12 protein-coding genes and 2 pseudogenes are annotated in these 14028 nt (G+C 56.1%); 13 read left to right on the top strand and 1 reads right to left on the bottom strand.

The window, feature by feature from the left end; translation table 11 throughout:
- Positions 1 to 155 precede the first annotated feature (155 nt).
- Positions 156 to 707, top strand: a pseudogene (gene tnpC, locus ACLFKU_RS38000) (IS66 family transposase); the annotation flags it as partial.
- Positions 708 to 742: 35 nt separating this feature from the next.
- Here the strand turns inward: tnpC and ACLFKU_RS37995 are convergent.
- Positions 743 to 1155: pseudogene (locus ACLFKU_RS37995) on the bottom strand (IS5 family transposase); the annotation flags it as partial.
- Positions 1156 to 1659: 504 nt separating this feature from the next.
- Between ACLFKU_RS37995 and ACLFKU_RS37990 the strand changes: the two are divergent.
- The 12 genes from ACLFKU_RS37990 to ACLFKU_RS37935 all read left to right on the top strand — a co-directional run bounded on the left by ACLFKU_RS37990 (position 1660) and on the right by ACLFKU_RS37935 (position 14015).
- Positions 1660 to 2505, top strand: a complete 846-nt coding sequence (locus ACLFKU_RS37990; RefSeq protein WP_410852612.1) for an MmgE/PrpD family protein — start codon at positions 1660 to 1662, stop codon at positions 2503 to 2505.
- Positions 2447 to 3034 carry a hypothetical protein gene (locus ACLFKU_RS37985; RefSeq protein ID WP_410852611.1) on the top strand — a complete coding sequence of 196 codons (588 nt, stop codon included), beginning with the start codon at positions 2447 to 2449 and terminating at the stop codon, positions 3032 to 3034. Before ACLFKU_RS37990 ends, ACLFKU_RS37985 begins: the two co-directional genes overlap by 59 nt.
- Positions 3035 to 3273: 239 nt before the next feature.
- Positions 3274 to 4683, top strand: coding sequence for an amidase (locus tag ACLFKU_RS37980; RefSeq protein WP_410852610.1), 1410 nt, complete (start codon positions 3274 to 3276; stop codon positions 4681 to 4683).
- Positions 4684 to 4712: 29 nt separating this feature from the next.
- Positions 4713 to 5951: a threonine synthase gene (locus ACLFKU_RS37975; protein WP_410852609.1), complete on the top strand. Its 1239-nt coding sequence runs from the start codon at positions 4713 to 4715 to the stop codon at positions 5949 to 5951.
- Between the two features lie 270 nt (positions 5952 to 6221).
- Complete coding sequence (locus tag ACLFKU_RS37970) at positions 6222 to 7196, top strand: LysR substrate-binding domain-containing protein (protein WP_410852608.1); 975 nt, start codon at positions 6222 to 6224, stop codon at positions 7194 to 7196.
- 385 nt (positions 7197 to 7581) lie between these two features.
- Entirely contained in the window at positions 7582 to 8739 is a 1158-nt protein-coding gene (locus ACLFKU_RS37965) for a porin (RefSeq protein WP_410852615.1), read from the top strand.
- Between the two features lie 241 nt (positions 8740 to 8980).
- Positions 8981 to 9862, top strand: coding sequence for a transporter substrate-binding domain-containing protein (locus tag ACLFKU_RS37960; protein WP_410852607.1), 882 nt, complete (start codon positions 8981 to 8983; stop codon positions 9860 to 9862).
- A complete protein-coding gene (locus ACLFKU_RS37955; RefSeq protein ID WP_410852606.1) occupies positions 9859 to 10518 on the top strand; it encodes an amino acid ABC transporter permease in 660 nt (219 codons plus the stop codon). Before ACLFKU_RS37960 ends, ACLFKU_RS37955 begins: the two co-directional genes overlap by 4 nt.
- A complete protein-coding gene (locus ACLFKU_RS37950) occupies positions 10508 to 11167 on the top strand; it encodes an amino acid ABC transporter permease (RefSeq protein ID WP_410852605.1) in 660 nt (219 codons plus the stop codon). The genes ACLFKU_RS37955 and ACLFKU_RS37950 overlap by 11 nt, the downstream gene beginning before the upstream one ends.
- Before the next feature lie 19 nt (positions 11168 to 11186).
- Entirely contained in the window at positions 11187 to 11975 is a 789-nt protein-coding gene (locus tag ACLFKU_RS37945) for an amino acid ABC transporter ATP-binding protein (RefSeq protein ID WP_410852614.1), read from the top strand.
- Between the two features lie 61 nt (positions 11976 to 12036).
- Positions 12037 to 12810: a GntR family transcriptional regulator gene (locus ACLFKU_RS37940; RefSeq protein ID WP_410852604.1), complete on the top strand. Its 774-nt coding sequence runs from the start codon at positions 12037 to 12039 to the stop codon at positions 12808 to 12810.
- Positions 12807 to 14015: a M24 family metallopeptidase gene (locus tag ACLFKU_RS37935; RefSeq protein WP_410852603.1), complete on the top strand. Its 1209-nt coding sequence runs from the start codon at positions 12807 to 12809 to the stop codon at positions 14013 to 14015. Before ACLFKU_RS37940 ends, ACLFKU_RS37935 begins: the two co-directional genes overlap by 4 nt.
- The last annotated feature ends 13 nt before the right edge of the window (positions 14016 to 14028 follow it).

The following is a 14028-nucleotide window of genomic DNA, read 5'->3' as shown; positions in this document are numbered from 1 at the left end:
CGAACCTTCTGGCGTTTCTGAACTCTCTCTGACTCCCGAGATTTATGTCGTGATCGGCGACGCGCAACGACTGATCACACAAAGGCGACGCAAGCAGACTCGGCATAAAACGCAACTCGGGATAATGAACCTTATGCCGAACTCCGCATAAGGTTCACGCTCGACGCCAGTTCTATGAATTGCACGCGGCGCGCCCGAATGCGCTGAACACCGAGGCGCTTGAGCGTATCGGCGCGCTATACAGGATTGAGGAAACAATCAGGGGTAAGCCGCCCGACCAGCGCCGTGTGCATCGCCAGGAGCATGCGCGGCCGCTACTCGATCAACTCCACGCGTGGCTCACAACGATGCTGGAGACGCTCTCGCGCAAATCGGATACGAGTCGGGCGATCCTCTATGCGCTAAACCGGTGGGAAGCGCTCACACGCTATTGCGATGATGGCCAGCTCGAAATCGATAACCTGCCAGTCGAGCGCGCGCTACGCGGGGTAGCCATCGGTCGACGCAACTATCTGTTCGCTGGGGCAGACTCCGGCGGCGACCGTGCCGCCGCGATCTACAGCCTCATTGGCACCGCAAAACTCAACGGTATCGATCCAGAGGCGTATCTGCGCTTCGTGCTCGCACGCATCGCCGAGCATGCGATCAACCGCATTGATGAACTCGTACCGTGGGTCGTTGCCGATCAGCTCCGCACCGCGGTCTAAAGATCTCAGTCTCCAGTCAAGACGTCGCTGGGGCCACGCTTACCCACGATGTGCCGTTTCGACCCGAGCTTTCCCCGGTCTGTCGGGTTGGGGCCGGTTTCCTGGCCCCCCGGGGGCTGGCAACACTGGCAGCATCGAGGCTCGCCCGTTCCCAATCAATCTGGTCGTGTTCACGCAACCGGCGAAGCATTGCCAGAAGCAGTTGCTCCCACACGCCTGCGGCCTGCCAGTCTCGTAGCCGTCGCCAGCATGTCATGCCGCTGCCGAAACCCAGTTCCTGCGGCAGGTCTTCCCATGGGATGCCTGTTTGCAGGACATACAGGATGCCGCTCAGTGCTGCGCGGTCGTCAACTGTGCGCCGACGGCCGCCTTTGGGTGACGGCGTAAATGCCGGAATCAACAGTTCCAGCGCCGCCCACAGTTCATTGCTGATTTTTCTTCTGGACATGCGCTCAGGATACGAAACCCATGGCTTGATGTCCAGGTTGTGTTAGCCGCTTTAAAACGACAGCACAGGTTTCTTTGCTTCGGAACAGGTTTCTTTTGCAAAGAACCAGGAGAGGACTCGGATTTTATGCTTAGCTGGCTGATTTAAGAGAATATTTTCTGATTCGCCGCCATTAATGTACTCATTGACGTACTCGTTTGCTGCTGCCTATATAAAACACGTCGCTTTGTCGCCCGAATGCAACGCTACTTTGGCGGCTATGCCCTACGCCATGATGGCGCGTAGCCGCCTATGGGGATTGACCGGAGCACGCCGGGCGGGTTCAAACCAGATCGACCTCCTCATATACCAGCTTGTCCGGTCAGTCCCACCCGCCCTCCCGTCCCGCCGTCCTCGCGCACACACGTAAAGCCGGGAACCGATGCCGCTTGACAGACGAATTTTGTCATGCTCGCATACCGGGTATACTAGGTACATCGAATCGTAATACTCCGTTTGCGGCCGATGACCACAAAACGTTTATGCGAGCGTTTAATGAGTGATACGGCGTTACTTCTTGGGGAATTCGTCGCTGGGCTGACTTCGGCGGACATAGGCGAGAGCGCTCTGCGGCGCGCGGCGCACTCAATCCTGGATACGTTGGCTTCTGCCGCCGGAGGCTTCCCGACAAAGAATGCCTCCGAGATGCGGGAGGCAGCGTTCGCAGCCTTCGGCCGTGGTGTTGACAATGTGTGGTTTGCGAACACAACGGTACACAGAGCTGCTGCACTCCTTTCCAACTGTGCGGCAGCAAGTGCTCTCGACATTGACGACGGTCACCGGCGAGCGAGTGGTCACCCTGGCGCGGTAATAGTGCCCGCTGTAATCGCGGCTTGCAGCGCGAGCGGACAGTCGGTAACCGCGCACAAGCTTCTGGGCGCGTGCGTGATCGGCTACGACATTGCATGCCGGATAGCGGCAGCGAGGCCCCGCGGTTCCGTGAAAACATATTCGTCAGGACGATGGGTGGGATACGGCGTAGCAGCAGCACTCGGTTGGCTCGAGAGCCTTTCCCCGGTGCAGATCGCGAACGCGATAGCGATCGCGGGAGCTGAGTCACCTGAGAACCTTCCTGCGGGTAGTTATCGACGTATGAGCAGTGTGAAAGGAAGTAGCCCGTGGTCAGTTGTGACCGCGCTTGTCGCGGTGGCGAGAGCGAAGGCTGGAGCGGATGGCCCCTTGGACTGCCTCGATCGACCGGACGTTTTTTCTTCCGCGGCCATTATCGAAAATTTGGGGGGGGCGATGGGAGGTGGAGCATACCTATCTCAAACCGTATGCGTCGTGCCGCTACGCGCACGCTGCGACTGACGCAATGCTCGCACTCGCCAACGACATCCCGATTGCAGTAGCGAACGCGGAAGAGATCATAGTTGATGTGTTCCCAGAGGCGCTCTCCATCACAAATGAGGTAGCACCGCCAACGCGGGAGGGCGCTCAGTTTAGCATTCCGTTCAACGTCGCAGTAGCCGCCTCGCGTGGGGCCGCGGCATTGCGCCCACTTGAGCGGTCTTTGCTCGATGACGAAGAAGTATTGAGCGTTGCGAAGAAAGTAAAGTTGCGGGTCGCGGCCGACTTCGAGCAGGCTTTCCCGGAATTTACGCCCTCGCGAGTTTCCATAAAAGTGCAAGACGTTTTCTACACGCACGAAATCCGGTTGCCGGTCGGTGACGTTGAAAATCCTATGACATGGGTGCAAACGGAAGACAAGTTCTGGGATCTGGTCCGAGGGCAGCCTGCCGAGATACAACGGCGAAGCGACAGGATCATCGCGGCATGCTCAGATATCGCCGCAGATTTTGATTTGCCTGCAAGGCATCTCATCGTGGAATTGGGATAGTCGAGAAAAGAGGATAGGGGAGACGATGTTGCGTTGCGACACATTAAGCGAGTTGAGAGACCTGTTGGAGAAGCAAGGCATCGCGGTTGAAGATAGCGAACTTGAGGCATTGTGGGAAGGGCTACCGCACGTCTGGCGCCTTTGTGAGCGCCTTAGCGCATTTGGGCAACAGGAAACAGTTGAGTACTCACATCTTTTCTCGGTGCTAGGCGTCAATCTGACTGCGGATAGGTCTCTCAATGCAAATTCCAACTATTTCTGAAGCGTCGGATCTGATTCGCAGGCGCAAGCTATCGCCGGTTGAACTAGTCGACCGATGTCTGTCGAGGATTGAGTCGGTCGACCCGTGCCTGAACGCATTCATTACGGTAACGGCAGAACGAGCGCGCGAGGAAGCGACAGCCGCCGAGCGCCGGATGATGAAAGGTGAGTTGCGTGGGAAGTTGGACGGGATTCCTATCGCCCACAAAGATATCGTCCTAACCAAAGGCGTCCAAACAAGCGCACATTCAAAATTGCTTAAGGGTTGGATACCCGAGGTGGACGCGTGCGTCGTGCGCTCGCTTGCGGACGCAGGAGCGATCTCGTTGGGAAAACTCGCGACGCACGAGTTTGCATTGGGAGGCCCGTCATTTGATCTCCCTTGGCCTCCTGCCCGGAACCCGTGGGATACGCGGCGATTCACGTCTGGCTCATCGAGCGGCACGGCGGCCGCTGTCGCGGCGGGACTGATTTTGGGAGGTACCGGCACTGATACGGCGGGATCCATCAGGGCGCCTGCCGCACTATGCGGAGTGGTGGGGTTGAAGCCGACGTACGGCCTATGTAGCAAACGAGGAATCTTGCCGCTGGCTCCCTCTTTGGATCATGTCGGCACCATCGCCTGGAACGCCGAAGATTGCGGGTTGCTTCTTCAGGAGATGGTCAGGCATGACCGTGCCGATCCGGGGAGTGTAGAGCTGGCCCCTTCCGATCTCATGTCGCGCGCTGAAGACAACGTGCGAGGGATTCGTATCGGTGTCGCGTCGGACTGGCACGAAGCAGAAAATCCGGTGACGCCGTCTGTCAAAGAGGGTTTGGATCGAGCAATTTCGGTGTGGACGGCGCTGGGCGCACACGTCGATCGACTGAAAATGCCGCGTCTTGAAGACTATCAGGCAACGAGCTTTGTGATCATGACAGCAGAGGCTCACTCCATCCACCAGAAGACGTTGCGCTCTAGTCCAGCAGGATTTGGAGAGCAACTAAGACTGCGACTGTTGCTTGGAGCCACCCTCACCGCGGCCGATTACGTGAACGCGGTCCGCGAACGGCGACGGTTATGTATTGCGACTGCCGCTGCGGCAGCCGGCGTGGACGTGATTGTTACTGCCGGCGCTTCCAATGAAGCTCCGTTCATGGCCGATGTGTCCCGTTGGGGCGGTCTGGCAAAGCCCGGGTTCTACGACCCGTTCAACGTTACGGGTTGGCCAAGCATCGTTATATGTTCTGGATTTGGGATAGGAAACATGCCAGTGTCAGTTCAGATAGCGGCGAAGCCGTTTATGGAAGGCAAGCTCATCCAATTAGCTTCTGCCTTCGAAAAGGCTACGACCTTTCGTGACATCCGTCCTAGCGTCGCTAACAAACGTGAAGCCGTCGAAAGCTGATTATTTCCTCCCTCGGGCACCATCCTGCAATGAACCCACAAACCAATCCGATCATGGACGCAAGGCTGTACATTATTCGTAATCCTCATCTACAGGGCTTTAGAAGCCTCGACGGAAAGTCATCTTATGCAATCGGAGACTGGTTTGAGGGCGACCCGGCCTCAAGGCGGGAAGGGTGCCCAACTTCTCTTGCGGCAACGTACAGCCAGCTTCCGGCATCGCTTCCTGCGATAGTGGGGTCGATGTTAACGTACGGCGATTGGCTGCCATACAAAAGTTTTCCCAGTCTAGGAGAAGGAGGAACGCCGCTCGTCTCGCTGTCAAACCTGGCGAAAGTGCTTGATGTCGGATCCGTTTTGCTAAAGCGGGAAGCTGCCAACCCGACGGGAAGCCATAAAGACAGGATGACACCGCTCGTCGTCGCGCGGGCGATCGACGTTGGCGCGCGGGGATTGATATGCGCAAGTTCCGGTAATGCCGCTGTTTCGCTTGCCGCGTATTCGGCGGCGGTCGGGGTGCCGTGCGTGGTTATAACGACCCCATCGATCACCGACGCTTACCGGTATTTTCTGGACAGGGCTGGCGCCGAAATCATCGCTGTTTCCAGCCCGCGGGAACGATGGGACATGATGGCCAAGATGGTGGCCGATGGCTGGTTTCCGGTGACTAACTATGCGATTCCGGCAGTTGGAAGTAATCCGTGGGGTGTTCAGGGATACAAAACTGTTGCATATGAACTCTGGCAACAGGCCGGACCGCTGGATGCCATTGTCGTGCCTTGCAGTCGAGGTGATCTTCTTTGGGGAATTGCTGAGGGGTACAGCGACCTGCAGCGCAGTGGTCTCGTTACTCGAAGTCCAGTGCTGTATGCGGTAGAGCCTTTTCCCCGGCTTTCGCTCGTTCTGACTGGCAAGGCCAGCGTTACTTCCGAATTCGCTGGGACGACACGCCAGTTTTCCCTCGGTGGTGACACTGTGACCGATCAGGCAGTCAGGGCACTCAGAAACAGTCAGGGAATCGCCGTCTGCGTAAGCGACCCGGCTGCTATAGATGCCCAGAAGTTGGCCGCTCGCCACGGCGTCGACCTGGAGCTCGGATCCGCGGCAACGTTATCGGCGGTAACGACGCTCCGCGAAAAGGGGTTATTGGATGAGGAATCAACGCTTGCTGTTATTGGCACCGCAGCTTCTCCACGCGAGCCAGCCGCGACGCTTCCTCGGCTGCAAGTTCATTCCCGCGACGAAGGACGGCAACCGTTCGCGCGATAGTAGTCGGAGCAGGCATGTCAGCGAGCTTGCAAGATTTTTTGCGGAGCGGCAGGCAGCCATCGAAGGCGCCTGCACTGAGACATGCGATCGCGCGGGCACCAGAATTCGATTGCCGGAAGTCTCACGTAACGCCTCGGCGGTTACAAGGTTGGGATGCCAACGGTCGAGGTGCCATAAGGCTCGCCGAGATAGACATCCTCGATAGAGGACAGGACATGGTGCCGCAGTTCGATGGCTTCCGTCTGATCTTTCACTGCAGGGGAGCGAACCATGGACAACTATGACGGCATCGCTACTGAAACCCCCGTATCGCCGAATATCCGGCAGATAGAGGCGTTCAGGATGGTGATGATTACCGGTACAGTGACAGCGGCGGCAGAGAGGTTGTGTATCTCGCAACCAGCTGTCAGTCGCCTCTTGTCCCTGCTTGAGTATCGAACAGGGTTGAAACTTTTCACGCGGAGTAAGCAGAGACTTCAACCCACGGCAGAAGCAGCCCAGTATTTCAGGGAAGTACAACGCGCGTACATAGGTCTGGAAAAGCTCCAACGGGCTGCGTGGAACATAAAGCACTCCGCCACCGGCGAGCTGCGCATTGCAAGCATCCCCGTCGTTGGACTAACACTGTTGCCGCGAGCTATCGCACGATTTCGCGCATCGCACCCGGACGTGGCTATCACTCTGCAGACACGAAGCTCCGCGACAGTGCTGGACTGGATTGCGGCGGGAAAGTGCGACCTGGGGTTCGCGACTACAAGCCCTGATCAGCCCGATCTGCACGTCGTTCAATATGCGTCGATGCCCGGCGTTTGCATCATGCCGGCGGACCACCGCCTCACGACGAAAGACATCATCCGTCCCGGAGATCTGGACGGAGAGGAATTCGTTTCGCTGGATTCAACTGACGCCAATCGTGTGGCCCTCGATCGCATGTTCGAGACACTAAATGTCAGGCGCCGGACGACCCTGGAAGTCCCATACGCAGTTGCCATTGTCGCGATGGTAGCGCAAGGGTTGGGCGTATCAGTAGTCAGCCCACTGGCCGTCCTTGATCGACAGAGTTCGATCGTCGTCAAGCCGTTTGTACCAACGATTCGATTCGGATTTTCTCTGGTACACCGACGCAATTTCCAACCGTCTCTTTCGAGCTTGACCTTCCTGGACTGCGTGAAAGCCGAGTTGACGCAGGTTGAAGGCGCGAAAGAGATCCGGAGCGAGGCCACGCTCCTGCCAAACGGAGCTTAGTCGACTTCTGCCTTAGCGTGCGCTATGTGTCCAGGGTTTCGCCGGACGCCAGCTTCTCCGCGCTCGACGTCGGGGCCAGATAGGAAGCTCAGACGCGCCTTGTTCGCGCCCATCGAGCAGGGCCGAAAAGTGTGTTCTGTGGGCGGCGAACGTTGTATGGAAAGGACTACTACACGATGGTGCGGCGAGATCATGCACTGATGTTATGAAGTTGCCAGGTTTTTATATTGGACCATAGTTTTTGGCTACTCGAATCTTCGGTCTGTGCGTGTCCATAGCTCTTCGCCGGAACGCATCAATTGGACGAAGTTAAGGGCGGCCAGACGAGCATACGTGTGGATTGACGATGCTCAATCACAAAAAAGGAAGGTTTGGAGACTCGATGATGAAAAAGACCATGATGTTTGGCGCCGCGGCAGCACTCTTTGCGGGCGCAGCCCACGCTCAAAGCTCCGTAACGCTGTATGGCATTCTTGATGTGGGCATCACCTTCGTGAACAACGCAACGGGTGCCCGGCAATATCTCATGACAAGCGGTAACTTGCAGGGCAGCCGTTGGGGGCTGAAAGGCGCGGAAGATCTTGGTGGGGGCCTGCAGGCTATCTTCGTCACGGAAGGTGGTTTCAGCGTCACCAATGGGCGCCTGGCGCAGGGAGGTGATCTCTTTGGCCGGCAAGTGTATGTCGGGCTGTCTTCAAATCAGTACGGGACGCTAACGCTCGGCCGTCAGTATGAGTCAGTGCTGGATCAGACATGCCGCTTCGCTGTCGCATGCCAGTGGTTTCCCTACTTTGGTGCGCATCCCGGTGACCTCGATAACATGATCGGGGGTAACCGTGTGAATAACGCGATCAAGTACAAGACTGTTGATTACGGTGGTCTTTCCGGCGAGGCGCTCTACAGCCTGGGAGGAAATGCGGGTCAGTTTCACCGGAACCAGATCTGGTCGCTTGGAGGTAGCTATCACCGGGGACCGTTTGATTTCGGTGTCGCGTATCTCAACGTGGACAGTCCGAACTATTCGTTCTTTGGCAATATGGCGACTTCGAATACGTCGGCATCCAACATGACCGGAAACCGTATCTACTCCGGCTACGCGTCGGCGAAAACCCAGCAGGTGTTTGCTGCAGGCGCGTCGTACGTCCTTGGAGCCTCGACGTTCGGACTTACGTATAGCAACACGCAATTCAAGGATCTTGGTGCACTGTCAAATCTGGGCGGCACTCAATTCAATGGCGGTTCGGCAAAATTCCACAATGTCGAAGCGAATTACAAATACCAGTTCACGCCTTCCCTCGTGGTCGGTGTCGCCTATGACTATACAAAGGGATACGGGGTGAACGATGTCACGTATCAGCAGGCCATGCTCGGCGCAGACTATTTCCTCTCGAAGCGCACCGACGTCTACGCATCCGCCATTTACCAGCATGCGAGTGGAACTGATTCGACCGGCGGGAAAGCCGTGGCAAACATCACGTCTCTGTCGGCATCTTCGACTTCGAACCAGACGGCTTTGATCGTCGGAATCCGCCACAAATTCTAGGAAAAGCCGGCGGTCGATGCTCGCAAGAGGTGCATAGCCCAGCGGCAAGCGACCGGCGGAGGACTTCCCCGGGCGAACGGCGCTCCTACTGGTTGGCGCTGTACAAGCCCGGGAAGCACGACGGACGCGATCTGATCTCAGGTGTTTCCCTAGTGCTCCCAACCTGATATACCTAGTATGATTTAACCAATCGCAGCGTCACCGCATAGCAGTTTGACTCTGCGTCTCAGTGAGACTTGGCATGCGTACCCTTTCCACCTTCGCGGTTATTGGTCTGGTCCTGGCATTCCTATTTCCGTCGGCATCGACCAAAGCGCAGTCGGCACCGCCGCGGCGTCTATCGGAAGACGGAATCGTGGTCGCGATTCATAACCAGGCCCCATGGGGATATGTTGACAAGGGTGGCGCAGTTGTCGGGTTTTATCCGGATCTGATTCGGGCCGTTTTCGGCCCCGAACTGATGAAGAAAGTCCATTTCAAGGTGGTGGACTGGCCCGCGCTAATCCCAAGTCTCGTCGCTCATAGGGTGGATATTGTGGCCTCCGGTATGGCAATAACCCCGCAGCGCTGCAAGCAGGTTGCGTTCAGCAGCCCGGATGTCACGATCGGTGACGGGGTATTGGTACGAGCGGGCAATCCGCTGCGCATCCATAGCTACGCAGATATTGCAGCAAACCAGGCGATCAGAATGGGTGGAGGACGCGGAAGTACAAATACGGAGAATGCGTTCAAAGCAGGCGTTCCAAAGGGCAGGATGCAGCTATTCGATGTCGAGACCGGCGTCGAGGCTTTGAAGTCTGGCCGCATAGATGCGTTCACCGTATCGACTGCGACTGCGATTGCAGTGTTGGCTGGTTCCAATGACAAAGGAATAGAGCGCGCGCTTCCGTTCACTGGTTATATGGAGGCCGGCCGCCCCGTTGTGAGCTACGCAGCTGTGGCTTTTCGACTCGAAGATAACGACTTACGTGATCTTTATGAGGCGGGGTGGAGAAAGCGACAGCTGGATGGCACGGTTACAAAAATCGGCGGCAGGTATGGCTTTTCCGCAGCGGAAATGCCTCCGTCGAGTTTAACAGTGGATGATATCTGCTCCGGAAACGCTGGGGAGAAGCGGCAATGAGTTTTTTGATGGTCTTTCTCGGAATTGCCAAAGGTTTCGAAATTACCGCTATCGTCACCTTTGTCGGCTTAATGTACGCAATCCCATTTGCTCTGCTATTTGGCGTTCTGCAGACTTTCTCGCGTGGTGCGTGGTATGGGGCCGTCACTGCAGTTATCGAATTCTGGCGGAGTTCGCCAGCAATCATACTTTTATACGCATTTTATTATTCGCTTCCGGCGTTTGGTATCAACCTCTCGGCCATCACGGTTGGGGGGATGGTGCTGGGGCTGAACATTGGGGGCTACGGAAGTCAATCGGTTAGGGCTGCGTTGCAGTCCCTCGAGCGGGGTCAGGCAGAGGCGGGTATGGCGCTTGGCATGAATCGATTGAGTGTCCTGTGGTTTGTTGAATTCCCTCAGGCGATTACTTCAACTATTCCCAATTTTATAAATCTAACGATACAACTTATTAAGGGAACAGCACTCGTCTCGCTCATCACGTTGACTGACATGACCTATCGCGCGAAGGAGATATCGCAGATTCAGTACAACCCCGTCGTGGTCTACACCGCGCTGGTGCTGGCGTACTGCATCGTGTGTTATCCCGTGACTATCCTTGGCCGGCGGCTTGAGCGGACTCTTGGAAAAAAGAGGCAGGCAATCAATGAACTTTGATCTCGCATTTGCGATTCATATCATCCCTCGAGTTCTCGATGGCATTGGCAATACCCTTCTTACGGCAATCATGAGCTGTGTTGGGGCGTCCGTGCTTGGCTTCTTGTGGGAGATGCTTCGACGGTCTTCCAAGGTCATGCGCCACGTTACGTCGATTGCTATCGATCTCGTTCGGTGCACGCCGGTTCTCGTCCAGTTGTATTTCATGTTCTTTGTCCTCCCCTATTACGGGATTGAACTGCCTGCGATGGTCGTCGGCGTTCTGGGACTGAGCCTCTACTTCTCCGGTTATCTCTCTGAAGTCTTCAAGTCCGGGATCGATGCCATCCCTAAAGGACAGGTCGAAGCGGCGAAGTCTCTTCAGTTGAGCCGCATCGACACGATAGCCTTCGTTGTTGCACCACAAATGCTGCGCAACATCGCCGCGCCGATGGGCAGCTACTTCGTATCAATTCTGAAAACAACGCCGACGCTAGCCGTTCTGGCAGCTCCGGAAATGTTGGGTAGCGCATTCGATGTCGCATCAGACACATACCGCTATGCCGAGCCGATGCTGGTGGCAGGAATCGTGTTCCTTGGGCTGGCATTGCTTGTGACTGCGCTGGTGCACAGGCTTGAGAAGCGGCTGTTCCTGTCTAGCCGGCGCTAACAACCACATAGGGGACATGATGCAAACACTTAGGAAGATTGAATTCGAAACGGCTCCGGCTAACGAAGCCACAGGTCGACCCGCAATCCAGATTTCTGGCCTGAGTAAGTGGTACGGGAAATTCCAGGTTTTGAGAGATGTAAATCTGACCGTGACCACGGGCGAGCGCATCGTCATTTGTGGGCCGTCCGGTTCGGGTAAGTCAACCCTGATCCGCTGCATCAACCAGCTTGAGAAGCACCAGGCCGGTCAGTTGATTGTCGACGGAGCGGAGATCGGAGCCAAGGGCAGAAGTCTGACGGCAGTCCGGCAAGATATCGGCATGGTGTTTCAACAGTTCAATCTGTTTCCCCACCTTACCGTACTTGGCAACTGCATGCTTGCACCAGTGCGCACAAAGAAGTACTCCAAGCATCAAGCGAGAGAAGTTGCGCTTCGCCATCTGGACAAAGTACGCATCGCAGACCAGGCGAACAAGTATCCGTCACAATTGTCCGGTGGACAGCAGCAGCGAGTAGCGATCGCTCGAGCGCTGTGCATGGAGCCCAAGATCATGTTGTTCGACGAGCCGACTTCCGCTCTCGATCCTGAGATGGTAAATGAAGTGCTTGAGGTAATGACAACGCTTGCACGCGACGGTATGACGATGCTGTGTGTAACACATGAGATGGGTTTCGCCCGGAGAGTGGCGGACCGGGTGATCTTCATGGACAAGGGCGAGATTGTCGAAGACGCAACGCCGCAAAAATTCTTCGACAATCCAGACAACGAGCGTAGCCGACGGTTTCTCTCGCAGATCCTCCACTGAGCGGGAGCCGTCGCCCAGAGGTTATGCAGGCATTAAGGATATAGGGTTAATTGCGATGGCTATGGCCGCAGAAAAAGCAGCGAGTCCAAAGGGCATGACTTCGTCGAGCTCCTCGCTTCACGAGAGCGTTAGAGCTGAGATCAGCAAACGGATCGAAAACGGCTTTTATAAGCCTGGCGACGCCATTGCGTCCACTGCTCAGATGAGCGAGGAGTTCGGCGTCAGTGCGATCACGGTCAAGCGCGCCGTACGCGATCTTCAGTCGGCAGGCGTGCTCGAATCTGTGCCGGGAAAAGGCACGTTTGTCAAAGAGAAGAGACGTTTCATCCGGGAGCTGGACGTCTGGATGTCCTCGATGGACAACGCGCGCCGACTTGGCTTTGAACCACGCATGGAGCTTGTCTCGATCACGAAGGAGAGGATCGCGGATCCCACCCTTGCACTTTTCGGACCTCCTGACAACGTCTATCTGTGCGTGAGGAAGATCATCTATGCCGACGGACAACCCATCATGTACGACGCCGCATACGTTCCAACGTCGGTGCCAGATGAAATCGTCGACGAGTTCGGAGAGCACTTTATTGTCACCGCCCTGAACAGGCATGACATAGCGATAAAAGACATGTCCCTTGTCATCGATGCTGCTCCCGCATCGTCGGGCGCGCAAAAGATCTTCGCTATCCCGAACACATATCCTATGTTGCGTCGCCTGTATCACATCAGTACGGAGACGCCAGGAATCGATGTATTCGGAGTTGTCGAGTCACCCTTTGATCGGCTTGCATGTTCGATCAACCTGTCCAAGGAAGCGATTTCGCGAATGGAGAAAAAATGATGACGGAAGCTACCCATGATACTGCCACTAAAGTTGGCATGGCGTTGCGGCCTGCCCCCGATGTGCCGTTGGCCGAACTGGAAGGGCGTCTCAGCCGTGTCCGTCACGAAATGGAGCGTAGTCAGTTAGACGCGATCGTGCTAACAGACATCAAAAACGTCCAGTATTTTACGGACTTCTTCACGCTCTCGTGGATGTATAAGGCAAGGCCGGTCTTCGCATTGCTGACAGCGGATGATCTAATCGTGATAGGCAGCAAGACCGAACAGAAGAACATCAGCTACAAGCCCCGTTCGTTCAAAGCCGTCTACTACCACGGATATCTGAGTGAGGGTGTAGCTGCTCTGTCGGAAACCATTCAGGCGCATTTCAGCGGACGGACGGTTCGCCTTGGAATTGACTACGGTCAGGACATGACCGGCCTTGGCTCGCTTGAAATGATCGCCACGTTGAGCGGGTTGAGCGCGGGAGGGAAAGTAACCGATGCAACGCCTGAGTTGTGGAAGGTAAGGCTGATCAAATCGGACTTCGAAGCGAATCTGAAGAAGACGGCATTCGCCATTGTAAATGACGCTTTCGATCGAACAATTGCCGACGCGTATCTTGGCATGACGGAAATTGAGCTATATCGTCGGATGCAGGCACAGATGTTTCTGAACGGTGCCGAAAGGGCCGACCCGATCGCCATGCTTTTCGCGAAGGGCGATTTCGTCTATAGCCGGCCGCCGAGCGAGCGGAGATTGGAAGAGGGTCACTATATCTGGACAGACTTTCGGGCGACCTACGGAGGCTACCCGGCTGACAGAAACCGGACCGCTCGCGGCGGTCAGCCGTCGGACTGGGAGATAAAGACGTACTCGGCTGTCCGCGAACTGACCCATACACTGTGCCGCTCTGTAAAGGCTGGTATGACGTGCTCAGACGTCTACGCTAACTTTGCCCGTATGTGGAAGGAACTGGATGTGGGACAGGTGTACACGGCCGTAACCCGGATTGGCCATGGCGGCGGCTTCGACGTGACCGAACCTCCTTCGCTGTCAGCGACAGATACAACGGTGATCGAGCCGGGAATGATTTTCCACATCGAACCGAAGCTGGAGCGCGACGGAGCTGTTTTCCAGTTCGAAGAGGTAGTTTATGTCCGCGAAAGCGGGATCGAGTTTCTCAGCGATCTGTCACCCGCGGCCATTCCTGTCATCAGCTAATCAAGTCAACAAT

The sequence above is a fragment of the Paraburkholderia sp. EG304 genome, from assembly GCF_046543485.1.
GTDB classification, from domain to species: domain Bacteria; phylum Pseudomonadota; class Gammaproteobacteria; order Burkholderiales; family Burkholderiaceae; genus Paraburkholderia; species Paraburkholderia youngii.
Note: the sequence above shows the minus strand (reverse complement) of the source record. Positions and strands in the feature narration are given on the sequence as shown.